This is a genomic window from Flavobacterium sp. FlaQc-48 (genome assembly GCF_044007335.1).
Taxonomy (GTDB): domain Bacteria; phylum Bacteroidota; class Bacteroidia; order Flavobacteriales; family Flavobacteriaceae; genus Flavobacterium.
Genome location: NZ_JBIPCR010000008.1, coordinates 258,488 through 283,528, shown reverse-complemented (window position 1 = coordinate 283,528; position 25,041 = coordinate 258,488). Strand labels below are relative to the sequence as shown.

Sequence of the window (25,041 nt, the reverse complement as noted above, 5' to 3'; positions counted from 1 at the left end):
AACCTGAAACCTGAAACCTGAAACCTGAAACCTGAAACCTGAAACCTGAAACCTGAAACCTGAAACCTGAAACCTGAAACCTGAAACCTGAAACCTGAAACCTGAAACCTGAAACCTGAAACCCGTTCATCCTCTATTATTTTCCTTTCCTGTACTTTTATTTGTTCAATCTCTAATAGAGAAATACCTTTACTACAGCACCAACAACTTTTATATTGAAAACAATTATAAGAATATCGACCTATTGGCAAATTCAGTTTATAGGATGGGTTACTGCTTCTCTCTATTGGGGATTATCTGCTTTTTTTAGTGGTAATTTTATCTGGAAAATAGGGATAGCAGATTTAATACTGGACGTTACTATTGGTATTGCGCTGACACATCTTTATCGAAATTTTGCGTTAAAAAGAGGATGGACTAAATTGAACCTAAAACAGTTAGTGCCAAAAATGCTGTTTGGTATTTTGGTACTTGCTACGGTATATATGTTTTTAATTGTGGGCAAGCTTTATTTAGTACGCTTGTTTATTTTGAAAAGCAATCCGCTTTCATTTATGGTTTTTTTTCAATCGGTACAATTGCAAATTTTTATCACAGGTACCAGACTAATGTCTATTTGGATATTGGCGTATCATCTTTATCATTATTCGCGACTTGAATTACAAACAGTGAAGGAAAATGCCCGATTATCAGTGATCATAAAAGAGGCACAACTCAATAATCTGAGTGCACAGCTTAATCCGCATTTCTTTTTTAATGCATTGAATAATATAAAATTCCTCGTATTGGAGAATCCAAATTCGGCCAGAAGAGCTATTGACCTTTTGTCAGAACTGCTAAGAAATTCTTTAAACAGTAATATTGGAAGATTAGTACCATTAAATGATGAAATTAATCTGGTAAGAGATTACCTGGAATTAGAAAAAATACGATTTGAAGAACGTTTGGAGATAAAAATTGAAATAACTGCAGATGTTTCAAAACATTTAATCCTCCCCTTTAGTATTCAGTCACTGGTTGAGAATGCTATCAAACATGGAATTGAAAAAAGAAAAATTGGTGGATGTATTACTGTAAAAGTAGAAGAGGAGTACAATGTTATGAAAATCAGTGTGCAAAATTCGGGTAAGCTAAGTAACGAGATTAAAGGCTCAGGTATTGGGTTAAATAATCTTAAAGAAAGACTATTATTGCAATATAATGGAAATGCCTCTTTTGAAATCAAAGAGATAGATAATGAAACGGTTGTGGCAACTCTTTTACTACCATCAAGATGAAAAAGATAAAAGTTATAATAGTGGATGATGAGCGTTTATCAAGAGAAGAACTGAAAATGGCATTAAAATCATACGAAGACTTTGTTGTTATAGGTGAGGCTGAAAATGCCGATGATGCTAAAGATTTGATTGAGACGAAAATGCCTGATTTGATTTTTTTAGATATCCAGATGCCTGAAAAATCCGGTTTCGATTTATTAGAATCTTTAAATCTTTTACCGGCGGTACTCTTTATTACAGCTTATGATCAATATGCCGTGCAGGCATTTGAAGTAAATGCTTTAGATTATCTTATGAAACCCATAAGAGAAGAACGGTTTTCGAAAGCCATTGAAAAAATAAGAACTACGTTTGAATCTAAATCTTCTTTAAATAATGCTCCGGCACAAGACCGAAAGATTTTCATTAAAGATGGGGAGAAACGATTTTTTATTCAATTAGATGAAATTTATTTAATCGAATCACTTGAAAATTACACCAGACTTTTTTTTCAGGACAAAAAAGCATTACAACGAAGATCTCTCCGCCAATGGGAAGAAATGCTGGACGGGAATGTTTTTTTTAGAATAAACAGAACCGAAATTATAAATATAAAATACATCCGGGAAGTAAACACAACAGTTAGCGGTAGATTAGAAGTAAAACTAAAAACCGGAGAACTACTAGAAGTATCAAACCGTCAATCAGTTAAGTTCAAAAACAGGAACGGGATTTAATTCATCAATTCAATATTATTTTTATTGCATACAGCTAATTCTATTAGTTGCAGACCGGTATGCTTGATATTTAATGAAACATGCTTATTATCAACAACAAAGCTTTAAATAAAGCTTCTTATAAAACTATTCAATGAAAACCATTTTAAATTTTGTATTTCTTATCTCAATGATATCAAATACATTTTCTCAGCAAACACGTATAGCAAAATCAGAAGACTTAAAAAGTGCTTATGATATTCAGGATAGTGTAATGATTAAAACACGGGATGGTGCTTTTATATCGGCAATGGTGGTGCGAAAAAAAGGAATCTCGATTCTAAAACCGGTCATATTACAATATACTATTTATGTGAGAGATAAAGGAAGAGATATCAAATCCTTAAAAGAAGCAGCGGATCAAGATTATATTGGTGTCATAGCCTATTCGCGAGGCAAACGATTTAGTACAGATGAAATATTTCCTTATGAAAATGAAGCCAGTGATGCTTACGATGTCATTGACTGGGTCAGTAAACAAGAATGGTGTAACGGAAGTGTAGCGATGTATGGCGGCAGTTATAATGGATTTACACAATGGGCAGCCTGCAAAAAAATGCATCCGGCACTTAAAACGATTGTTCCTTATGTAGCCAACAGGCCCGGAATGGGCTTGCCAATGGAAAATAACGTTTTTGTAAATCCCAATTATGAATGGTCGTTTTATGTTGGAAATAATAAATACCTGGATACAGTTTCCGGAAATGACAGGCAACGATTTAGAAAAATGCAATTTAAATGGTGGGAAACCGGAGTAGCCTATAAGAAAATGGACAGCATTGATGGCAGCCCGAACAGACTTTTTCAAAGATGGATCAGGCATCCTGCATTTGATGAGTATTGGCAGAAAATGGCGCCATACAAAAAAGAGTTTACTAAGATAAAGATCCCTGTATTAGCTTTTGACGGCTATTATAACGATTCTCAAAATTCAGGTTTGTATTATGTAAGAGAAATGCAAAAATACAATCCACAAACTCCGGTATATGTTATTATTGGTCCGTACGGACATTTTGGAACTCAGGTGGGCGGCGAACTTAATTTGTATGACTATAAAGTTGATTCAACTGCCATAATCAATATTAAAAAAATAACGTATCAATGGTTTGATTATGTCCTAAAAAACGGACAGAAACCAGCAATGCTAAAAGATAAAATTAATTACGAGGTAATGGGAGCCAATGAGTGGAGAAGTGCGCCATCTATTGATAAAATGAATAACGGTTTTCTAAAGTTTTATCTAACAGATAAAAAATCAGGAAAATATTATTCCTTAAATCCTAAAAAGCCAATTAAAAAAAGCTATCTGTCACAAGATATCGATTTTGTTAACAGACAATTGCAAAATAACGATTACTATCCTGATCCTATTATCAGAAAAGAAATTGATACAACGAATGGCTATGTTTTTATAAGTGATCCGCTGAAAGAGCCGATATTGGTTAACGGATCATTTTTAGGTGAAATAAAAGCAGGCATCAATAAAAAAGATTTGGATATAGGCATTACTTTATATGAAGTAATGCCCAATGGAGAATACTTTCATCTGTCTTATTTTGTAGGCCGTGCGAGTTATGCCAAAGACATTACAAAAAGAAATCTACTGAAACCTAATCAAATAGAATCGATTCCTTTTTCGAATACACATTTGGTCAGTAAACAATTAAGTAAAGGAAGCCGATTAGTTGTTGTAATAAATGTAAATAAAAATCCTTTTTCAGAACTGAATTACGGAACGGGAAAAGAAGTCATCGAAGAAACGATCAAAGATGCCAAAGAACCATTAAAAGTAAAATGGTACAATGACAGTTTTATAAAAATTCCAATTTGGAAATAAAACGACAATAAAAAAGCCGAATCTTAATGAAAAGATTCGGCTTTTTGTATTGATATAGTTTCTAACCTGAAACAGTATTATCCTAAAAACGGATATCTGTAATCTTCCGGAGTTACAAAAGTTTCTTTAATCGTTCTCGGAGAAGCCCAACGTAATAAGTTCAATGCAGAACCTGCTTTATCGTTGGTTCCTGAAGCTCTTGCCCCACCAAAAGGCTGCATTCCTACAACGGCCCCTGTTGGTTTATCGTTGATGTAGAAGTTACCGGCAGCATTTTGTAATTTCGTAGTTGCTACTTCAATAGCATAACGATCCTGGCTAAATACAGCACCTGTCAAAGCATATTCAGAAGTAGTATCTACTAATTCTAAAGTCTCTTCCCATTTTGCGTCTTCGTACACATAAATAGTGATTACCGGTCCGAATAATTCGGTTTCCATGGTAGTATATTTAGGGTTTGTAGTTACGATAATTGTTGGCTCAATAAAATATCCAACAGATTTATCGTAGTTTCCACCTGCTATAATTTCAGCGTCAGCATCTTTTTTCGCCTGATCAATAAAACCAGCCAATTTATCAAATGAACCTTCGTGGATAACTGCCGTAATAAAGTTTCCAAAATCTTCCGGAGAACCCATTTTCATCGATTTTACATCAGCAATTAATTGTTCTTTTACAGCTGGCCATAAACTTTGCGGAACATAAGCTCTTGAAGCTGCAGAACATTTTTGACCCTGGAATTCAAATGCACCACGGGTAATTCCTGTAGCCACTTGTTTTACATTAGCGCTTGGGTGTGCAATGATAAAATCTTTACCACCAGTTTCTCCAACGATTCTTGGGTAAGTTTTGTAGTGGTGGATGTTTGCACCAATTTTAGCCCAGATATCTTTAAATACATGAGTTGATCCTGTAAAGTGAACTCCTGCGAAATCGCGGCTTGCCAAAACAGTATCTGTAATCATTAAAGCATCTCCAAAAACAACGTTAATAACGCCATCAGGAACACCTGCTTCTTTGAAAACATCGATAATGATTTTTGCAGAGAAAACCTGGCTGTCGCTTGGTTTCCAAACCACAACATTCCCCATCATAGCAGCACTTGCAGGAAGATTGGCAGCAATAGCAGTAAAGTTAAAAGGAGTGATCGCATAAATAAAACCTTCAAGAGGCCTGTACTCTAAACGATTCCATGTTGTAGAATCAGACTTTGGCTGATCTCCGTAAATTTGAGTCATAAATTCTACGTTGTAGCGTAAAAAGTCGATTAATTCACAAGAAGCATCAATTTCTGCCTGATGAATATTTTTAGATTGTCCAATCATAGTAGCAGCGTTGATACGTGCTCTGTATGGTCCGGCAATTAATTCAGCAGCTTTTAAGAAAATAGCAGCACGTTGTTCCCATGCCATATTAGCCCATGCTTTTCTTGATTCAAGAGCATTGGCAATTGCCTTTTCGATATGTTGTTTTTCAGCTAAATGATACTTTCCAACGATGTGTTTGTGATCGTGCGGAGCTGATATTGTTTTGGTGTTTCCAGTTCTGATTTCTTCGCTTCCAATATATAACGGAACGTCAATTTGAGAATTCCACAATGTGGTATACGCTGCCTGAACAGCTGCTTTTTCTGGCGAGTTCGGTGCGTAGCTTTTTACAGGCTCGTTTACCGCTTTTGGTACATGAAAGAATCCTTTTAACATGGGATAAAATATTTTAAAATTACGAATTGTTTAATTTTATACAAAAGTACAAATGATAATTTGATTAAATCACAATACATTATTAAAAAGTTGTAATTTAATAAACTAATCCTGTCAGGTTGTAAAATAACTATCGGTGTAAATATTTAAATTTGAGGTTATTCTGAAAAGAAGGGTTTAAATGTAATATTATGAAAATACCACTCTTAGCTTTTAATGATAAAGGAATTTACTGCCGGCAGGCCGATGTATATCTCGATCCCTGGAAGCCGGTAAAGAATGCGATTATTACCCACGGCCACGCCGATCATTCGCGCTGGGGACATCAAAATTATATTACACATTTTACCAATATTCCAATCATCAGACATCGGTTAGGAGAAATAAATGTGACCGGAAAAGAGTGGGGAGAAACCTTTGTGATCAACAATGTAAAATTTTCACTGCATCCCGCCGGACATATTATCGGAAGCTCGCAAATCAGGGTAGAACATAAAGGAGAAGTCTGGGTTTTTACAGGAGATTATAAAACCGAAGATGACGGAATTTCAACCCCGTATGAAGTAGTAAAATGCAACACTTTTATAACCGAATGTACTTTTGGATTGCCAGCTTTTAACTGGACACCACAAGCCGAAGTCATTTCTGAAATCAACAATTGGTGGGCAGAAAACAAAGCCGAAGGCAGAACTTCAATTCTTTTTGGCTATTCGTTAGGAAAAGCACAACGGCTTTTAAAATATCTGGATACTGATATTGGTAAAATTTACACCCACGGTGCAATCGAAAACATGACGAATGTTTTACGGCCCATGGTGTATTTTCCTCCAACAGAATTAATTACAAGAGAAACAAAAAGAGAAGCACTTTTAGGCAATATAGTTCTTGCACCGCCCAGCGCACACGGAAGTATTTGGATCAGAAAAATGACACCATTTGTAACGGGCGCAGCGAGCGGTTGGATGGCTTTTCGGGGGGCAAGACGCAGACGGGCCATCGATAAAGGATTTGTTTTAAGCGATCATTGCGACTGGCATTCTTTATTAGAAAGCGTTAAAGCCACAGGGGCCGAAAGAATAATCTGTACACACGGCTATACGGATATTTTTGCCAAGTACTTAAGAGAATTAGGTTACGATGCCAGAACCGAAAAAACACAATACGAAGGCGAAACTGCCGAAATGGAGAAAGAAGAAAAAGAAACCGAAGCGGATCAAAATGAAACTTCGATTGTTGCTGAAAATTAAGCCATTTGGAAAATCAGCAAAAAAATGTGTAACATATACAAACACCTTAATAAGAGAGATAAGCTATGTATTTGTGTGTTTGATAATTATGCCCAACGAGTTTAAAATTAGCAGATGTAGATGAAAAATTTCGCCCAACTCATAAAAACGCTTGACAGCTCTAATAAAACCAACGTAAAAGTCGATGCGCTAACGACGTATTTTAAAAATGCTTCGCCGGAAGATAAAGTGTGGACGATTGCGATTCTTTCGCACCGACGTCCGTCAAGACCTGTCAATACTACTTTACTGCGTATTTGGGCAAATGAACTGGCTAATATTCCGCTATGGCTGTTTGAAGAAAGTTATCATATTGTGGGTGATTTAGCAGAAACTATCGCCTTGATTATTCCCACTACAAAAGAACATTCTGATAAAAGCTTAACTGAGTTTCTACAGGAAATCATCGCTTTAAAAAAGAAAACCGATGCGGAGAAAAAAGAATACTTGCATGAAAACTGGGTGGCCTTAAATTATTACGAACGTTTTGTTTTTACCAAATTAATTACCGGAAGCTTTAGAATCGGCGTAAGCCAAAAATTAATGACAAGGGCTTTATCAAAGGCAGAAAATGTCGATGAAGATGCCTTAGCCTATAAATTAATGGGAAACTGGGATCCGAATACGATCACGTTTCAGGAATTGATTCTGGATGAAAAAAGCAGTGATTATTTATCAAAACCCTATCCGTTTTATCTGGCGTACCCAATTGAAGGAGAAGTAGAAGATTTAGGAAATCCCGAAGACTGGTCAATCGAACATAAATGGGACGGCATTCGCTCACAAACCATTATCCGCGATGATGAAATTTATGTCTGGTCCAGAGGCGAGGAGCTGGTGACGGATAAATATCCAGAGTTTAAATCCTTTGTTGGACTTATTCCGGACGGAACTGTTATAGATGCGGAGATTTTAGCTTTTCCCGAAAATGAAATCGGAACGTTTAATGATTTACAAGCCCGAATTGGACGCAAAACGATATCGGCAAATTTGCTGGAAAAAGTTCCTGTGATCTTAAAAGCTTACGATATTTTAGAATGGGAAGGAAAAGATATTCGGAATTTACCTTATAGTGAAAGAAGGATATTACTGGAAGCTTTATACAATCAGATTAAAGATCAAACAACTTCTTTTCAGCTTTCAGAAAGGGTTTCATTACATTCCTGGGAAGAGGTGGCAAACGAAAGAATGCGTGCCCGCGAAATGAAAAGTGAAGGCCTGATGTTAAAAAGAAATACTTCACCTTATCAGGTAGGAAGAAAAAAAGGCGATTGGTGGAAATGGAAAATAGAACCTTTGGTAATTGATGCTGTTTTAACTTATGCCATGCGCGGACACGGAAGACGCTCGAATTTATTTACCGATTATACTTTTGCGCTCTGGCAAAATAATGAAAAAGGAGAAAGAGAGCTTGTTACGTTTGCAAAAGCCTATTCCGGTTTAACGGATGCTGAATTCAGAAAAGTAGATGATTTTATAAAAAAGAATACTTTAGAACGTTTTGGTCCCGTGCGAAGCGTCACGCCGCAATTGGTTTTTGAAATTGGGTTTGAAGGAATTTCACTTTCAAAAAGACATAAAAGCGGAATTGCAACCCGATTTCCGAGAATTTTGAGATGGCGACAGGATAAAAAAATAGACGAAGCCAATTCGATTGAAGATTTAAAAAGTATGATTGTATGAGGCTGGTAATGTATAAAGGATTTATTTAATGCATAGAAAAACAGTTTGTCAGGCAGGAAATCTATACTTCTATGTGTTAGAATTAATTATCGAACATAAGTCAAAATTATAAAATGAACAGAGACGAACTATACACCATTGCAGAAAGCTGGTTTCAGGATCAGGGCTGGAAAGCTTTTCCGTTTCAGACCCAGACCTGGACGGCATTTCTGCAAGGCAAAAACGGTTTATTAAACGCCCCGACAGGAAGCGGAAAAACCTATGCTTTATGGTTTCCGATAGTTCTCGACTACATCAAAAAAAATCCGGATTATAAAACGAAACATAAACCCGGATTAAAAGCCATCTGGATCACGCCGTTACGGGCACTTTCTGTAGAAATAAAACAGGCTGCGGAGAGAATCGTCGAAGATTTAGATTTACAAATGACAGTAGGAATCCGTTCCGGAGATACTTCGCAAAGCGAAAGAACCAAGCAGAAAACCAAAATGCCAGATTTGCTGGTTACAACGCCCGAAAGTTTACAATTGCTTTTGGCATCAAAAGATTATGCCAAAACTTTTGCCAATTGTACAGCCATTGTGGTCGACGAATGGCACGAATTACTAGGGACAAAACGAGGGGTTCAAATGGAACTCGCACTTTCACGATTAAAAACAATCGCGCCAAAAATGAGAATTTGGGGCATTTCTGCGACCATAGGAAATCTCGAACTGGCACAGCAAGTATTGTTGGGATTGAATTCAGAAGCCTATCAGAATTCTGTTCTGATCAAAGCCAACATCAACAAAAAGATCAAAGTAATTTCGATATTACCCGAAAAAATGGACAGTTATCCGTGGCGCGGGCACATGGGCTTACACTTAATCGATGAGGTGGCTAAAATTATCCGAAAAAGTAAAACGACATTAATTTTTACCAATGTGCGATCAGCCTGCGAAATGTGGTATCAGGCAATTTTAGAAAAATATCCTGAATTCGCCGGAGATATGGCAATGCATCACGGAAGCATTAGCAGAGAATCCCGGCAATGGGTCGAAAATGCAATTCGGAATGAAGAATTAAAAGTCGTCGTTTGTACTTCGAGCCTGGATCTGGGCGTAGATTTTGCACCCGTTGAATCGATTGTTCAAATTGGTGGCCCAAAAGGTGTTGCGCGATTTATGCAAAGGGCAGGAAGGAGCGGTCATCAGCCCGGAAAAGAAAGTGTTATTTATTTTTTAGCAACACACGCCATAGAATTAATAGAAGCCTCGGCATTGAAAAAAGCAGTGGCGGGAACTGTTGTCGAAGACCGGATTCCGTATTTAAACAGTTGGGATGTGCTGGTACAATATTTAAATACCTTAGCCGTTTCGGATGGTTTTTTTCCGGATGAAATTTTCGAAGAAGTGAGAAAAACATTCTGTTACCAAAACATTACCAAAGAAAACTGGAACTGGATTTTAAATTTCATCACAAACGGAAGCCAGAGCTTGCAAGCCTATGACGAATTTAAGAAAGTAGAAGTAGAAGAAGACGGACTTTTTAAGATCAACAGTCGCTTTATTGCCATGCACCACAGAATGCAAATAGGAACTATCGTGGGCGATGCGGCACTTAATGTTAAATTTTTAAGCGGAGGTTATATAGGGACAATCGAAGAATGGTTTGCCTCAAAACTGCAACCCGGCGATGTATTTACATTTGCCGGAAAAAGACTCGAGCTTTTTCGTGTAAAAAATATGCAGGTATTAGTGCGAAAAGCCGATCCTAAAAAAGCTTCCCGGACCGTAAGCTGGATGGGAGGACGTATGGCGCTGTCTGTACAAATGAGCGAATTACTGAGAGAAGAATTATATGCCGCAAATACCGATCATTTAACGCCCGAATTAAAAGCTTTGCGTCCTATTTTTGAAAGACAGCGAAAAGAAAGTATTGTGCCTGACACCAACGAGTTTTTAATTGAAACCTTTAAAACAAGAGAAGGTTTTCATGCTGTTTTTTATCCGTTCGAAGGACGATTTGTACATGAAGCTTTGGCAAGTATGCTTTCGTATCGAATCAGTTTATTGTCTCCCATCACTTTTTCACTGGCTTATAATGATTACGGATTCGAATTGCTTTCGGATCAGGAAATTGACATGGAAGCTGTTTTTGATAACGATTTGTTTTCTACCGAATATGTGCATCACGATTTGCAAAAAAGTCTTAATTCTACAGAAATGGCAAGAAGGAAATTTAGGGATATTGCCGTAATTGCCGGTTTAGTTTTTACCGGTATGCCCGGACGACCGGTTAAAACCAAACATTTGCAAAGTGGTTCGCAATTGCTTTTTGAAGTTTTTAGGGATTATGAACCGGATAATTTATTATTGCAGCAGGCTTTTACCGAAACATTCGAGCATCAGTTAGAAGAAGGACGTCTGATTCAGGCACTGGAAAGGATTAACAGCCAGACAATTGTTTGGAAACAATGTAAGAAACCAACCCCATTTAGCTTTCCTATAATTACCGACCGGCTTCGGGAAAAACTTTCAAGCGAAACATTGCAGGAAAGAATACGCAAAATGACCGCCAGTTATTTAAAATAATTTTGATTTTATAAAAAAGGGTTTTAGATTTAAAGATGAAAATAGTAATACACAACCAAAACTTTATATTGCATCAATCCGGTGCTGCTTTTTGGCAGGAAAAAAAGATACTTTTAATTTCGGATGTCCATTTAGGAAAAGTGGCGCATTTCAGGAAACACGGAATAGGAATTCCTAAAGATGCTATTTTTGAAAACTTTATTAGATTAGATACGGTGTTGGATGTATTCACACCGGAAACTATTGTTTTTTTGGGTGATTTGTTTCATAGTAAAATGAATAAAGAATGGGATTTTTTTGTGGAATGGAGCCAACAACATACACAGAAAATAATTTTGGTAGAAGGCAATCACGATATTATCTCCAAAGAATATTATGCAGATTTGAATGTAGAAATCTATAGCGAATTGGTAATTGATAATTTTTTATTGACACATCATCCAACAGAAGAAGAAGGTTATTTTAATTTTTGCGGACACCTTCATCCGGGAATACAATTAAGAGGAATGGGCAGGCAGTTTTTAAGTTTAGCTTGTTTCTTTCGAAAGCCAAATCAATTGATCTTTCCCGCTTTTGGAGAATTTACCGGTAACTCGTATGTAATCCCAACAGAAAATGACAAAGTATATGTGATTACAAAAGAAGAAGTAATGGAAGTTGCCGTGAATTAATTTAAAGCAAAAGGAGCACACATTCTAAAAGTAGGAACAATTACTTTGAATGTTTTGGTCGTGGTAAAATTGATCATGTTAAAATAACCTTTCATCGCACCATAAGGAGACGAAAGCAAACAGCCTGAACTGTAAGTGTGATTTTCACCGGGTTTTAAAACCGGTTTTTTACCAATTACGCCTTCTCCGTCTACAACTTCTAAATCATTTAAAGAATCAAAAATATCCCAGTGACGTGAAGTCAATTGTACAGAATCTTTGCTGTGATTTTCGATTGTAACTACATAACTAAAAGCAAAGTGGATCTTGTAGTTCTTGAAGTAAGTACCTTCAAAACTAGTCAAAACAGATATTTTTATGCCTCTTGTAATCTGAGAAACCATACTAAAGTAGTATATATGTGTGCGTTATAGCGGCAAATCTACAAAAAAAAATGATTGAATCTAAAACCTTAACAATGTTTTAATTTATGATGTTTATGGAGTTTGCATTTCCTTTTCCTATTACTCTCTGGTAACGATCCGTACTTTCTTTGTAATAAACCAGAATGGTGTATTCATTTTCAGTTTGATAAAAGTTTCCGTCAATAGCATTTTCGTAATCAATAACCCCTTTTTTATCAGCGATAGTATATTGAAAATTAGTAAAACCTTGCTTGATCATTACTGCTTTTTCAAAGACACCTTTATCCGTATTATAATCCATTTTATATTCAGGCGATAAACTATAATTGTTAAACATTCCGGTAACGTAAATGTCCTGAGAGGATGATCTGAAAGTAGGGGCAGACAAACTAAAATAAACCCAGGCATAATCAGCTTCAATTTCGTTGTTTGAAGCATTGATGTTTTTCACGACGAAATTTCCGTTTACATCCTGATTATTGGTATAAATTTGATTGGCTCTTGCCCGGTTTGTGAACAAATAGGCATTGTAAATATCATTATTTGAACCTACCCTTCCTACATTGTTGCTTGCGGCACGAATGTCTTTGTTTTCAAAATATAAGAATTCATTTCCGCCCCAAAACTGAGTTTCCTTATCGTATTTGTAAACGAGCTGGTTTCCGATTGTATATTGCGGAGGAATGTTTTTAATGGCAGTATTAAAATTACCGTTTTGCAATAAAAGCACTTTTACATTTTGTAAAGGAGTCTGAAAAGCAATGTCGTTTGAAAGGATCGAAAAATCCAGATTTTGTTTATAATCAATATTGCTGAGGTTGCGGCTGCGTTTTACCTGAGCGCCTACAGTACAATGATTTTCGTATAAAATGAATTTTCTTGAAAAAACAACTTCTTTGTCTTCATTCAGAATTTTTAGGATATAGTTTCCTGAAATCCGTAATTGAGTTGTAAACTGATTTGGAAAAGCAAGTCGGTAATGCGAGTAAACCTGAAGCGTATTAAATGAATTTACATAATCTGTAATTCTTTGATTGTCAAACCCGCGTATATAATCTGTTTTCGGAATATCAGTTGCTTTCCAGTTGTAATCACAATGCGTAATATCAAAATAATAGTTGGCTTCATTGCCAAACAAATCATCAAACTGAAATTCGAAAGTATCACCCAACTCAAATATCGGAACAACATTTCCGCCATTTTGAACAAAAGAAACGGTTTTAATATTATATGGAGGATCTGTTTCGGTTTGTACTTCCTGGGCTGTTGCCGAAGTAAAAATGAAAATCAGCAGAAGATTATAAAACAAAAATTTTGACATCATATTACATTCTAAGATTGTAAATATAACAATTTATATAATGTAACAGGATGCCTGCTTATTGGTTTTGAAAACAATTGGTTAAGAACCCAAAATGTATTCTAAATTAGTTTCGATCTCGTCGTTAATATAACTTTCTTCTAAAAGAGAGTCAGATAACAGCTTTTTGTTCTCCTGTAATTTGATTATTTTTTCTTCTACCGTATTTTTCGAAATAAACCTGATCACGTTTACTTTATTCAATTGACCAATTCGGTGTGCTCTTCCAACTCCTTGTTTTTCAGCAAAAGGATTCCACCACGGATCTAAAAACAAAACATAAGAAGCTTTGGTAATATTTAAACCAACGCCTCCTGCTTTAAGCGAAATAAAAAATAACAAAGGATGCTCTTTTTCCTGAAACTTCTTTACCTGATGTTCTCTTTTTGCGGCAGGAGTTTCACCTGTAATCTCACAGAACTCTATTTTGTTTTCTTTGCACCAGGTCGTGTAAAAACTCAAATTGGTAACAAACGAACTAAAAATGATGGTTTTTTGTTTCCCTTTTACGAGATTTTTCAGGTAATTAGTAACTGCAATATATTTTCCGGAATCTACTTCTGATTCCTGATCGACCATTTTGGGATGATTGCTCAGTTGCCTTAATTTCATCAGCGTATTGATAATGCTAATCTTGTCCGGGCTGGATCCATCTGTTTTCAGTAAAAAATTACGGGCTTTTGATTTTTCTTTTTCATATAGTTTTTCCTGTTCAGGATCCATATTGCAATAATAAATCTGTTCCGTTAATTCGGGTAAATCCTTTAATACCTGTTCTTTGGTTCTTCTTAAAATATAAGGCTGGATGAGGTTTTTTAGTTCTGCTAAACTATTCTCGTCCTGCTTTTTCTCAATTGGGATTTTAAAATTTGCTGCAAAAAAATCGTAAGTGCCCAAAATATCCGGATTTATAAATTGCATTTGCGACCATAAATCGTCCAGTGAATTTTCGATAGGTGTACCGCTCAGGGCAATTTTATGAGCGGTATTAATTTTATTAATCGCTTTAAAAATTTTAGAATTTTTGTTTTTAATGTATTGACTTTCGTCCAGAATTAAATAACGGAAATTGTATTTTTCTAAAATTGAAATATCGCGATGAATGATGCTGTAGCTGGTAAAAATCAGATCTGATGATTCTAATCTGCCTGCTAATAATTTTCGGTCGTTACCCACATATTGCATTTTTGAAAAATGCGGTGTAAATTTTACAGCTTCATTGTACCAGTTAAAAACCAATGAAGAAGGTAAAACAATCAGCGTATTTAAAGGTTCTCTTTCGACAACAGTTTCGTTTTGAAACAAATCAAAATTGGTGGTTTTAGCCGTATAGCCTAATTGTTCCTGTACCGCAACCAGGACCGCTAAGGTTTGTAAAGTCTTTCCAAGCCCCATGTCATCAGCCAGACAAGCCCCTAAATTAGAATTAAAATGACCTAAAAGCCATTTTACACCTTCAATTTGATAGGGTCTTAAAGTTGCTTTCAAGACATCAGAAGGTGTATATTCGGCCTGATGGATTACATCAATTTTGATTTCCGGAATCACATCCAAAGCAGCAAAATTACTTTTACGTAAAAGCAGATTTCCATGTTCTGTTTTGGCTAGTTTTGCCAGTGAACTATATTTACTAAGCCATTCTAAAGGGATCAGAAAGTAGTTTCCGTCAGGCAGTAAAAACAGCCTTTCTTTGCTTTTTATATTGGGGATAATTTCGCTGAAATTAATCGTATAAGTCCCAATCGAAATGATGATTTTAATGTCGAACCAATCTTCTTTTGTCTCTTCTTTGGAAGCCGCGATAGTATGGTTTTCTGTAATGATTTCTTTGCTTTCCAGTTTCAGGTTCTGAATGGCAAAGCCCAGGTTTTCAAGTTTTTCTTTATGATCAATAACCCATTGAATATTGCTGTAAGGATCAGTGATTTCGGCATCCGGATTCCATCCAAATAATTCATTTTTGATTTTTATTAAACCAATTTCGAGTAATTTATTAGTGTATAATGTTTCATCAGGACTTCGTTTAAACTGAATTATTCGGGGTTCATTGGCAATACTAAAATCAACAAACGAATGTGTTTTTTTAGTTTTACTAACATCAAAAATATATCCGTTATAATCAAAAAAAAGGTTGAGATAGTAACAGTTTTTAAAGAAATCATAAACAGGCTGAATCGTGCACGAAATAATTTGATCCCGAAGTTCAATTTCAAAACCAGTGGCATCAATATCGATTTTTTTGGCTATTTCAGGAATGAAATTCTTAAAATAATCATCCACCAATCTTGACGGTATTTCGATTGATTTTTTCTTTAAAAACGGCTGAAGTTTTTTGGCATTCAGATCTTTTAGCTGCCCTAATTTTTTGTTGGTGATAAGCCAGCCCGGTTCATCCAAAAGAATGTCTACCTTATTGTTCATGGGTAAAAAAACGGTCTCGTTTTCTTTCAGGGATAAAGTATACGTAATGCCTTCAGGATGTTTGTTAAATTGAATTTGAGGCTCAAAATAAAGTGGATTGATATCGACTCTGGAACGATAAAAGTCTTTTTCGGCTCCCATATCAATAGATAACGGAAACTGTTCCTGTACAATCAGACTGTAGAAAGCACCCAGGTTTAATTTTAAATGCTGACGAATAGCAAAATCAATTTTGGAATCTTTTTGTAAATCCGCAATTGTTTTTGCCGACTTGATTTTTGTACTAAATTTTTTAAAAATAAAGTCAGGTTTTAAAGATTCGCAAACGGTCAGTATTTTTTTGGTATTGGAATCTAAATTTTCAGTAACAATTCCAAAACTTTCCAGTACATCAGTGCTTGCTTTTTTATTTAAATATTTAATGTCGTTGGCATCTTCAACGATGTAAGCGGTTGGGATATGAACATTCAGGTTTTTTTCTAAACTGATGTCAAAACAAAATTGAAAGGATTTTGAAGGTTCCAAGAGTAGGGTTTTGGTTGGGTTGTAATTGGGAAAATGTTTTAAAATTAAAAAGTTTTCAAAATAGTACTATTCTGAAAACTTTTTAAAATGAACTTATATCACTTATAGGGTGAAAAAAAACTAATTGTTTTGGTTTTCAGGTTTAAAGCAAAGTGGAATAATTTCTCCTTTTGCCAGACAATATTTTTCTACCATTTCAGGAGCTATTTTATTGGTGTAATCTTCCTCGATTACGATAAAGCCAATGCTTCTAAGTTTGTCAAAATAATCGCGGCCATAAATACGAACGTGATCGTATTGACCAAATATTTTTGCACGTTCTTTCTGGTCTGTAATCGAATCATCAGCAAATGTAACTGCTCTTGATAAATCCTGTGGAATTTGAAGAATCGCCATTCCGCCCGGTTTTAAAACGCGAAATAATTCCTGCATGGCTTTTGTATCGTCCGGAATATGTTCTAAAACGTGATTGCATAAAATCACATCGTATTCATTGTCTTTAAAAGGCAAATTACAAATATCTGCTTTTACATCTGCCAAAGGCGAAAACAAATCTGTTGTCGTGTAGTCAAGATTCTTTTGCTTGCGGAATCTTTTGTAAAAAGCTTGTTCCGGAGCAAAGTGAAGTACTTTTTTAGGAGCTGTAAAAAAATCAGTCTGATCGTTTAGATACAACCAAAGTAAACGATGTCTTTCTAGTGAAAGTGTGCTTGGCGAAAGTACATTGTTGCGTTGTTTTCCATATCCGTAAGGCAAAAATGATTTAAAACTTCTTCCATCAATCGGATCAGTATATTTAGTTCCTTTTAATGAAAGTGCTAAAACTGGTCGGGCCACATAACTCAGGCGAATTAATAATGGACGAGGTATTGTATTAAGTACGAACTTGAATAATTTTTTCACAGGGTTTTATTCGGGATTTTTTATTTTATTATAAAACTAGCGGCACTTTTCTGAATTCATCTTCTTCATTGCTTTCGATTCCTAAAGCTTTGTAGATGTATTGAAAAGTTGATAAGATTTCTGGTTTTCCGTCTATTAATGCCACATCATGTTCAAAATGTGCACTGGCTTTTCCGTCAGCTGTTGTAATCGTCCAGCCGTCTTTGTGTTGTTTGATATTTCTTGTTCCAAGGTTAATCATAGGTTCGATTGCTACGACCATTCCTTCAATGAAAAGTTTTCCGCGACCGCGTTTTCCGTAGTTTGGCATTTCCGGTTCTTCGTGCATTTTTTGCCCTAAACCGTGGCCTACTAATTCACGAACTACTCCGTAACCGTGAGCTTCAGTGTATTTCTGAATCGCATTTCCAACATCTTCAACACGATTTCCGGCTTTAAATTCTCTGATTCCTACGTATAAAGATTCTTTCGTTACCTGTAAAAGTTTTTTAACTTCAGGAGCAACTTCTCCAATTTCAAAACTATAGGCATGATCGCCGTGATATCCATTTTTGAATGCACCACAATCTACCGAGATAACGTCACCACTTTTCAAAGGGGTATTATTCGGAATTCCGTGTACAACTTGCGAATTTGGGCTCATACAAAGTGAATTCGGAAAATCATACAGACCTAAAAAACTTGGAACTGCACCATGATCACGGATAAATTCTTCAGCTAGTTTGTCTAAATATAATGTGGTAACTCCTTCTTTTATTTCAGAAGCAATCATTCCTAATGTTTTAGATACGATCAAAGCACTTTCGCGCATTAATTCGATTTCTTCACGTGATTTTACAATAATCATAATTTCGGATTTTCAGTTCGCAAAAGTACAATTTTAATATTATTTTTTGTCTAAATTTTTTCGCTACGTATTTCATGAATTATATTTTCTTTTGCCCCAGATTAAAATGATTTTATAGATTCTTTAAAATCGGTGAGATTCTTTTTAATCGGTCGCAAAGAAAATTCAGCTTCCCAATGTAAATGCATGACGGGCTAAACCACACCGAATAACCATTGCCTTTCCCTTATTATTTAGCAGAAAAGCCGTAAATTAGTAATAGTTAAAACAAATTTATTATGGAAACGTCTATAGATCAGGAAAATATACTCAAGAAAAAAGCTTTAAATAAAATGAAAGGGAATGCTTTGGCACTTTTGGGTGTTGCGGTATTGCTTTTTATTATTGCCATTTATTTTAAAATCCCAATGTTACAGGCTTTTAGTGAAGCGGCAATGGTGGGCGGAATCGCTGACTGGTTTGCGGTAGTGGCTTTATTTCGCCATCCGATGGGAATTCCGATTTGGCATACTGCGATCATTCCGACGAAAAAAAATGAGATTGGAGAAAATCTGGGGAATTTTGTTTCCGAAGAATTTCTGAATCGTGAAAAACTGGAAATTAAACTGGAAGAATTCAATTTTGCTACAAAAGCGTCAGATTGGCTTTCGCACGAAGAAAATGCAGATAAAATAGCCAATTTAGTAGCGGTGAATATTATTCCCGGAGTTTTAAAGGCCATAAAAGATGAAGACATCAAAAGATTTATTCAGGTTCAGTTTAAAGAAAAACTCGAGGCCATAAATTTTGGAGATTGGGTGGCACTGGCTTTAGAACCTTTGCAAAAAGGAAATGTAAAAGATCAATTGCTGACGAATATTCTGGAAGTGATGAGTACAGAATTGAGTAATAATAAAGAACTGATTCGAAAAAAAGTAAAGCAATCAACACCTTTTTTGAGTTTTGGCCTTGCGGATAAAAGTATTTCAGAAGGTATTTTTAACGGTTTGCAGGAGTTTCTGGACGAAGCGAAAAAACCGCAAAGTGAAATCAGGATTAAAATAGACGAATATGTTTATGATTTTCTGGACAAAGTAAAAAACTCTGAAGAAATGAGAATTAAAATCAACAACATGATTTTAAATTTTGTGGGTAAAAAGGAAGTTCAGGATTACATTAACGGAATTTGGGACGAAATAAAATTGTCGATCACAAATGATTTGAACAAAGGAGATGAATCATCTATTAAAAATAGTATTTCGGGATTGATTCAAACATTTGGGAATGGTATTAAAGAAGATACTATTATGATTGATAAGATCAATAATTTTATTAAAAACGATTTGTTGTCGATGCTTCTGAATAATAAAAAAGTAATTGGGGATTTGATTTCTTCTACCGTAAAAAGCTGGGACGGTAAAGAGGTTTCGGAAAAATTAGAATTGGAAATCGGAAAAGATCTTCAATATATTCGAATCAACGGAACTTTAGTAGGTGGACTTATTGGCCTTGTCATCTACGCTGTTGAATGGACGTATCATTATTTTGTAATGTAGCATATAGTTTAAACCCTGTAAGTGATATAAGTCAATATAAGTTGCCGTTTTTTACGCTCTTATTTAAAGAAACTTATATCACTTAAGGGGTATTCAATCAATCAGGATTGGCCATGATTTTAAAAAGTTCTGAGTTGGAAATGTAGAATCTGTTTTCTAAAGCAATCGATGCCAGTTTAGCACTTACTAAGTTATTCTCTCGGGTGTTAATCAGGAATAAAGAACTTTCTCCAAAAGTGAACAGACGTTCTTCAGAATTTAGCATCGTGAGGTTATTGTCGACCAGATCTTTTGCCAGCTTTTTTTGTTTGATAAGCGAATTGATTTCTATTTTTTGCGCACTTATTTTATTGGTCAATTGTGTTTTTTCAAGAGCCAATGCAAACTGACTTTCCTGAAGCTTGTATTTTGCCAGCTTTAAGCTTCCGCGTTCTTTTCTCAGAAACAAAGGAAAGTAGAATTCTAAGCCTACTTTATAATCTTCAAAACGATATTTGTCAATGTAACTTGGTTCAGCCAGGTAGGAGTATCCTACATTGATTTTAGGCAATAACATGTTTTGTTTGAGGTCCTTTTCTACATTTAGAATCTCTATTTTATTTTGCAGCGCATTTAGTTTTGGATGTGTTTCTAAACTAAAATCACTTTGTAATAAATCGTTTGTTTTTAATGTTTCCTGCAATGTGGTTTCAAGCGCTGCTTCAGGTACTAATTCATCTGAAAGTTCCAGTGGGATATTGTTGTCCAGCCACATAAAATTAGATAATTCCAGTTTTGCTTTGGCCAATTTTAATTTGGAATCCTCCAGGCTCAAAGCCCTGTTTTTTACAATAATTCCGGCTTCAATACTGTCTATCGCAGGTTTATCGCCCTGCGTGATTAAAGATTTGATTCCCTCTAAACGAACTTCAGCATTTTTATTGTATGTTTCATAGAGCTTCATTTCTTCAAAGTTCTTCTTCCAGTTAAAATAAGCCAGAGAGGCGTCATACAAAATGCTGACAGCCTGAAGTTTTCTTTCGGCCTGACTTAATTTGATCTGAATTTTTGCTTTTCGAACATCCGCCATTCTCTGGTTGATGAACAAGCCCTGTCCAACAGGAACACTGATTCCAAACGAAGTTAATCCCTGATTTGGAGTGGTATTTTCAGGATTTAGGTAAACCCCTTCATTATTGTCAAATCCTGCTTTTAATTCAATTCCATACCAGGTTGGTATTTTAAAACTGCTGTTTAGAATAGAATAGTATTCTTTATCCTTAAATTTCTTCTGACTAAAATCGACTTCTATTTTTGGGTCAAAACCTCCTCTTGCCATCATCAGGTTGGCTTGCGCTTTGCTGATTTCCAGATTTGCATTTTTAACTAAGGGATGGTATTTTTTTACATATCCAAGAAACTCATTATACGTAAGTTCCTTAGAAATGGTTTGTTGGCCAAAAGCGGTACAACCCAAAAACAGAAAAGCTATAAGTATCTGTTTCATTATTTTTTCTCTTTAGTTTCTTTTTCTCCGGTTTTGTAATAATTAGGAGGAAATCCGTTTAAGGTTCTCCAGATTTCAAACCAGATTGGTACAGTATCTAGCAAAGCAATGGTTTGCGCACCGGAACCAATACTCAATTGTTTTGGCCAATGTGCTTCATTAGGGTCAGGAGCGATTAAGATTCTGTATTTTCCGTTAGTACTTATAAAATTTTCTATCGCTACAACTTTACCGCCAAAAGTTCCGTATGACATATCAGGCCAGCCTGCAAATACTATAGTTGGCCATCCGTCGAACCATACGCGTACTTCGGCTCCTTTTTTGATCAAAGGCAAATCGATTGGGTTTACATAAGTTTCTACAGCAATATCGTATTGTGATGGCATTATGGTGGCAATTGGGGTTCCTTCTTTTATGGTTTCTCCCAAACCTGCCTGCAATGCCCTGTTGATATAACCGCTTTGTGCTGCTTTAATGTAATACATACCGTTTCTTAAACTGTAATTGGTGTATTGGTTTTCTAATTTGCTAACCTGAGCTTCGGTATCAAATTTATTGCTCAGAGTTGTAAATTGGTCGCTTTTTGCTTTGGCAACTTTTTCGGAGTATTCAGCCGAAATTCGGTTAATTTCAACTTTTGCGTTGATGTATTCGTTTTTGCTGGTCAGGTATTTGTTTTCCTGCGTAATAATTTTGGCATCGACATCTTGTAGTTTTAAACGCTTTTCTTCGACATCAGTAAGTGGTTTCAGGCCTTCTTTATTTAGCTGTACCGAACGATTGTATTGTGTATTGGCAATTCGCAATTGTGTTTTTGCGGCAACCAGATCAATACTGTCACTCTTTATTTTTAAAAGCGATTGTCTTACTTTGTTTTTGGCCTGCTCCAGTTTTAACCTTTTTTCATTTTCTATCGCCTGGATCTGAGTCGAAAGTGTCTGTACTTTGTCATCATACGATTCCAGCGAGTTTTTCTTGGCGTCGACCTGATTTTTGGTATTCTGTACCAAATTAGGATCCATATAATCTTCTTTTATTTCCGAAATAAATAAAATGGTGTCGCCTTTTTTTACAAAATCCCCTTCCTGTACATACCATTTTTCAATTCGCCCAGAAATAACACTCTGAATCGATTGTGGCCTTTGGTTGGGTTTTAAGGTGGTGACAGATCCTGAACCCGAAACATTCTGTGTCCAGGGCAGGAAAAGTGCAATGATTCCTAAAATAGAAGTTGCAATTATAATTTTATTTAAAATCTTATAATGGGGTCTGTTCTCCAGGTTTTTTACCGTCTCATATTGATCAAGAGATTGTAATTTGGTTTTATTGTCAGAGATGTTTAGCATGGCGTATTGGTTTTTTGATCAAGCAGGATTTGGCCGTTTTGCATCGTTATTTTTCGTGTTGATTTGGTTTTCCAATGCGGATTTTTGGAGGAAACAATAATAGTCCAGTCGTTTTTTTCTGAAGTCAGGAAATCGATAATTTCATTCGCAACAGATTCATCCATAATATCAGTTGGATCTTCATAAAAAAGTATTTTTGGTTTGTGAATGATACTTCTTGCTAATAAAATCTTTCGGGCATTTGAAGAGGATAGTTGTCTTCCTTCCGGATAAATATGCGTGTCTAGCCCTTTTGGTAATAATTTGATGAATGAACTTAACTGAACGCCGTCAAGTGCCCATTTTAAATCTTCGGAACTTATTGAGGGATCATTAAAAGTAATGTTTTCTAAAATGGTTCCTTCAAACGGTGTTTCTTTATAAATGATGGTTCCAATCTGAGAACGATACTGTTTGATGTCTATTTTTTTGAAAGTATCGTCGTTAATGTAAAAAGCGCCCGAACTTTGTTTTAACAAACCGGATAATAACCGAATTAAAGTTGTTTTTCCGGATCCGTTTTCGCCATCAATTACGATTTTTTCTCCCTGCTCTATTTTAAGCGTTATAGCATCTAAGGCGTTGGTTGGGGAATCCGGGAATTTAAATTTTAAATTTTCAGTTTCTAAAGTGATGTTGGCATAACGATTATTGCTGTCAGAATCTATATTTTCTTCTAATTCCAGATCTGTTACCTGTCCTATTTTTTCAACCGAAGTTAAAACATCATAGAAGCTTTCCAGTCCCAAAATGATTTTTTCGACAGATGTAATGACTAGTAAGATAATGATTTCTGCGGCAACAAACTGTCCTATATTCATTTCCTGACTCAATACCAAATAACCTCCAATAGATAGTAAGCTGGCAGTGATGATAATTTTGAAAATAATCAGTTGGGCAAATTGTTTTTGAATAACAGTAAAGTGCTTTTCTCTGTAATTCAGATAATTTGTTACGATCGAATTGTTTTTTTTAAGCGCGAAGTCATAGTTTAGGGCATTTCTGAAACTAAAATTATTACGGGCCATTTCTTGTAACCAGCCGGCAACTTTGTATTTAAATTTGGATTCTTTTAAACTCGTTTCTAATCCTGATCTGTACGAGAACCTGAAAATAAAGTACAACAGCAGGAACAATAAAAGACCAAACACGATAAAGTACGGATGATATAAAGACAGCAAAATCAGTCCAAAAATAATTTGGAGTAAAGCCGCCGAAAAGTCCGTTAACAATTTTGAAGTCCCTTTTTGAATGGTTAAAGTATCAAAAAAACGATTCGTTAATTCCGGAGGATAGGTACCATACAATTCCTCCGATTTTATTTTGGGTAACCGTGCCGCAAATTCAAACGAAGCGCGAACAAAAATCTTTTGTTGCAGGTTTTCAGTAATTCGCAATTGCATCAGGGATAAAATCCCAACCAGCGCGACTCCGGCAACAACCAGTATTATTAATACAATCCAGGATGCACTAACTCTTCCGGATTGTATAAAGGCGATAATGGCCTGAATACCTAGCGGAAGTGATAAACTAATTAATCCTGCAAAAATGGCGTAGAAAAAAATTTGGTAAATATCTTTTTTATCCAGGGCAAGTAAGTTGTAAAATCGTTTTAATGGTGTCATATTGATTTTTTTATAATTAGCGTAAAACGTTTTCTGCAAGGTTCAGGTAAAACTCAGTAGTGGTGACGGTTTCATTACAATCTGTGATTGTTTTTAAATGATCCGTTAGAAAATGCTGGTGCAGGCTTCCTTCAACAATTGTTGAAACTAATGATTTGGCAAAAGGATAATCCGGGTTTACTTCGTTTACAATAGCAACAATTCGATTAATAAGCCTTTTGTAGATTAAAAAAAAGCCCTCTTTGTTTTCCTGATCTACTTCTTTCGTATGGAGTGTTTTGGTGAATTCTGCAATTATGATTTTGTTTAAAATTGCCTCGTTAATGTGATCGGTAAAAAGATCGTCTGTTACTTTTTCGGTAACAATGGTAATGGCTTTTTTTAATTTTTCTTTTTTGTCAATGATGTTTGTGGTATTAAACACCAGTTTGTATTCGATCCAACTCCAATACCATGAAGATAAATATACTAATAATTTGTGTTTGTTTTCGAAATAGCGATAAATAGAGCTTTCGTTTGACCCTATTTTTTCTCCCAGTTTTTTAAACGTGAAATTATCAAAACCAATAGCATCAATAAGAAGAATGCTTTGTTCAATTATCTTTTTTCCTAATGCAGAGGTTTCCGGATCTTTTACATAGATCTTTTCATTTACCTGCATTTTTATATTTGATAGTATAATTTCCATAAGAATTATTTTAAATGCAAATATAATAGTATTACTATCAATATTGAAATTTTAGCTTTTATTTATGCAAAAAAAAA

The 25,041-nt window shown here is 35.4% G+C and carries 18 protein-coding genes; 8 read left to right on the top strand and 10 right to left on the bottom strand.

Translation table 11 applies throughout. From position 1 onward, the window contains the following. The first annotated feature begins 215 nt into the window (after positions 1-215). The 3 genes from ACHRWY_RS15105 to ACHRWY_RS15095 all read left to right on the top strand — a co-directional run bounded on the left by ACHRWY_RS15105 (position 216) and on the right by ACHRWY_RS15095 (position 3,869). Positions 216-1,277 carry a sensor histidine kinase gene (locus tag ACHRWY_RS15105; RefSeq protein ID WP_395355746.1) on the top strand — a complete coding sequence of 354 codons (1,062 nt, stop codon included), beginning with the start codon at positions 216-218 and terminating at the stop codon, positions 1,275-1,277. Beyond that, positions 1,274-1,993: a LytR/AlgR family response regulator transcription factor gene (locus ACHRWY_RS15100; protein WP_395355744.1), complete on the top strand. Its 720-nt coding sequence runs from the start codon at positions 1,274-1,276 to the stop codon at positions 1,991-1,993. Before ACHRWY_RS15105 ends, ACHRWY_RS15100 begins: the two co-directional genes overlap by 4 nt. 133 nt (positions 1,994-2,126) lie before the next feature. Further along, positions 2,127-3,869, top strand: coding sequence for a CocE/NonD family hydrolase (locus tag ACHRWY_RS15095; protein ID WP_395355742.1), 1,743 nt, complete (start codon positions 2,127-2,129; stop codon positions 3,867-3,869). Between the two features lie 77 nt (positions 3,870-3,946). On the opposite strand, the gene pruA is transcribed toward ACHRWY_RS15095, so the two are convergent. Beyond that, positions 3,947-5,572 carry an L-glutamate gamma-semialdehyde dehydrogenase gene (gene pruA, locus ACHRWY_RS15090; RefSeq protein ID WP_395355741.1) on the bottom strand — a complete coding sequence of 542 codons (1,626 nt, stop codon included), beginning with the start codon at positions 5,570-5,572 and terminating at the stop codon, positions 3,947-3,949. A gap of 191 nt (positions 5,573-5,763) precedes the next feature. Here pruA and ACHRWY_RS15085 point away from each other — a divergent pair, with 191 nt between their 5' ends. The 4 genes from ACHRWY_RS15085 to pdeM all read left to right on the top strand — a co-directional run bounded on the left by ACHRWY_RS15085 (position 5,764) and on the right by pdeM (position 11,785). Further along, a complete protein-coding gene (locus ACHRWY_RS15085) occupies positions 5,764-6,819 on the top strand; it encodes a ligase-associated DNA damage response exonuclease (protein WP_395355740.1) in 1,056 nt (351 codons plus the stop codon). A gap of 120 nt (positions 6,820-6,939) precedes the next feature. Then, positions 6,940-8,541 carry an ATP-dependent DNA ligase gene (locus ACHRWY_RS15080; protein ID WP_395355739.1) on the top strand — a complete coding sequence of 534 codons (1,602 nt, stop codon included), beginning with the start codon at positions 6,940-6,942 and terminating at the stop codon, positions 8,539-8,541. 113 nt (positions 8,542-8,654) lie between these two features. After that, positions 8,655-11,114 carry a ligase-associated DNA damage response DEXH box helicase gene (locus tag ACHRWY_RS15075; protein ID WP_395355738.1) on the top strand — a complete coding sequence of 820 codons (2,460 nt, stop codon included), beginning with the start codon at positions 8,655-8,657 and terminating at the stop codon, positions 11,112-11,114. 35 nt (positions 11,115-11,149) lie between these two features. Then, positions 11,150-11,785, top strand: a complete 636-nt coding sequence (pdeM, locus tag ACHRWY_RS15070) for a ligase-associated DNA damage response endonuclease PdeM (protein ID WP_395355737.1) — start codon at positions 11,150-11,152, stop codon at positions 11,783-11,785. Here pdeM and apaG read toward each other — a convergent pair. From apaG to map, 5 genes are all read right to left on the bottom strand, one after another. Next, positions 11,782-12,168 carry a Co2+/Mg2+ efflux protein ApaG gene (gene apaG / locus ACHRWY_RS15065; RefSeq protein WP_199001751.1) on the bottom strand — a complete coding sequence of 129 codons (387 nt, stop codon included), beginning with the start codon at positions 12,166-12,168 and terminating at the stop codon, positions 11,782-11,784. The two genes, pdeM and apaG, sit on opposite strands and share 4 nt — an antisense overlap. Before the next feature lie 79 nt (positions 12,169-12,247). Further along, positions 12,248-13,510: a DUF5103 domain-containing protein gene (locus ACHRWY_RS15060; protein WP_395355754.1), complete on the bottom strand. Its 1,263-nt coding sequence runs from the start codon at positions 13,508-13,510 to the stop codon at positions 12,248-12,250. A gap of 81 nt (positions 13,511-13,591) precedes the next feature. Then, entirely contained in the window at positions 13,592-16,495 is a 2,904-nt protein-coding gene (locus tag ACHRWY_RS15055) for an SNF2-related protein (protein WP_395355735.1), read from the bottom strand. A gap of 120 nt (positions 16,496-16,615) precedes the next feature. Beyond that, entirely contained in the window at positions 16,616-17,398 is a 783-nt protein-coding gene (locus ACHRWY_RS15050; protein ID WP_395355733.1) for a class I SAM-dependent methyltransferase, read from the bottom strand. Between the two features lie 28 nt (positions 17,399-17,426). Further along, positions 17,427-18,245, bottom strand: coding sequence for a type I methionyl aminopeptidase (map, locus tag ACHRWY_RS15045; protein WP_395355731.1), 819 nt, complete (start codon positions 18,243-18,245; stop codon positions 17,427-17,429). Between the two features lie 278 nt (positions 18,246-18,523). Here map and ACHRWY_RS15040 point away from each other — a divergent pair, with 278 nt between their 5' ends. Then, the gene (locus ACHRWY_RS15040; RefSeq protein WP_395355729.1) at positions 18,524-19,780 is read left to right on the top strand and encodes a DUF445 domain-containing protein; all 1,257 of its coding nucleotides are present in this window, start codon (positions 18,524-18,526) and stop codon (positions 19,778-19,780) included. A gap of 97 nt (positions 19,781-19,877) precedes the next feature. Here the strand turns inward: ACHRWY_RS15040 and ACHRWY_RS15035 are convergent, their stop codons facing one another. The 4 genes from ACHRWY_RS15035 to ACHRWY_RS15020 are packed head-to-tail and all read right to left on the bottom strand — an operon-like array spanning position 19,878 to position 24,964. Beyond that, positions 19,878-21,266, bottom strand: coding sequence for a TolC family protein (locus tag ACHRWY_RS15035; RefSeq protein ID WP_395355727.1), 1,389 nt, complete (start codon positions 21,264-21,266; stop codon positions 19,878-19,880). Further along, a complete protein-coding gene (locus ACHRWY_RS15030) occupies positions 21,266-22,612 on the bottom strand; it encodes an HlyD family secretion protein (RefSeq protein WP_395355726.1) in 1,347 nt (448 codons plus the stop codon). The genes ACHRWY_RS15035 and ACHRWY_RS15030 overlap by 1 nt, the downstream gene beginning before the upstream one ends. Next, complete coding sequence (locus tag ACHRWY_RS15025; protein WP_395355724.1) at positions 22,606-24,276, bottom strand: peptidase domain-containing ABC transporter; 1,671 nt, start codon at positions 24,274-24,276, stop codon at positions 22,606-22,608. The genes ACHRWY_RS15030 and ACHRWY_RS15025 overlap by 7 nt, the downstream gene beginning before the upstream one ends. A 16-nt stretch (positions 24,277-24,292) precedes the next feature. After that, positions 24,293-24,964 (bottom strand): TetR/AcrR family transcriptional regulator, encoded by a 672-nt coding sequence (locus ACHRWY_RS15020; RefSeq protein ID WP_395355722.1) that lies wholly within the window; start codon positions 24,962-24,964, stop codon positions 24,293-24,295. Positions 24,965-25,041 lie beyond the last annotated feature (77 nt).

Excerpts from the sequence above, each read along its gene's own strand:
- ACHRWY_RS15035 (WP_395355727.1), bottom strand. The coding sequence starts at position 21,266 with ATGAAACAGATACTTATAGCTTTTCTGTTTTTGGGTTGTACCGCTTTT.
- ACHRWY_RS15030 (WP_395355726.1), bottom strand. The coding sequence starts at position 22,612 with ATGCTAAACATCTCTGACAATAAAACCAAATTACAATCTCTTGATCAA.
- ACHRWY_RS15020 (WP_395355722.1), bottom strand. The coding sequence starts at position 24,964 with ATGGAAATTATACTATCAAATATAAAAATGCAGGTAAATGAAAAGATC.
- pruA (WP_395355741.1), bottom strand. The coding sequence starts at position 5,572 with ATGTTAAAAGGATTCTTTCATGTACCAAAAGCGGTAAACGAGCCTGTA.
- apaG (WP_199001751.1), bottom strand. The coding sequence starts at position 12,168 with ATGGTTTCTCAGATTACAAGAGGCATAAAAATATCTGTTTTGACTAGT.
- ACHRWY_RS15085 (WP_395355740.1), top strand. The coding sequence starts at position 5,764 with ATGAAAATACCACTCTTAGCTTTTAATGATAAAGGAATTTACTGCCGG.
- ACHRWY_RS15080 (WP_395355739.1), top strand. The coding sequence starts at position 6,940 with ATGAAAAATTTCGCCCAACTCATAAAAACGCTTGACAGCTCTAATAAA.
- ACHRWY_RS15100 (WP_395355744.1), top strand. The coding sequence starts at position 1,274 with ATGAAAAAGATAAAAGTTATAATAGTGGATGATGAGCGTTTATCAAGA.
- map (WP_395355731.1), bottom strand. The coding sequence starts at position 18,245 with ATGATTATTGTAAAATCACGTGAAGAAATCGAATTAATGCGCGAAAGT.
- ACHRWY_RS15040 (WP_395355729.1), top strand. The coding sequence starts at position 18,524 with ATGGAAACGTCTATAGATCAGGAAAATATACTCAAGAAAAAAGCTTTA.
- ACHRWY_RS15060 (WP_395355754.1), bottom strand. The coding sequence starts at position 13,510 with ATGTCAAAATTTTTGTTTTATAATCTTCTGCTGATTTTCATTTTTACT.
- ACHRWY_RS15095 (WP_395355742.1), top strand. The coding sequence starts at position 2,127 with ATGAAAACCATTTTAAATTTTGTATTTCTTATCTCAATGATATCAAAT.
- ACHRWY_RS15075 (WP_395355738.1), top strand. The coding sequence starts at position 8,655 with ATGAACAGAGACGAACTATACACCATTGCAGAAAGCTGGTTTCAGGAT.
- ACHRWY_RS15025 (WP_395355724.1), bottom strand. The coding sequence starts at position 24,276 with ATGACACCATTAAAACGATTTTACAACTTACTTGCCCTGGATAAAAAA.
- pdeM (WP_395355737.1), top strand. The coding sequence starts at position 11,150 with ATGAAAATAGTAATACACAACCAAAACTTTATATTGCATCAATCCGGT.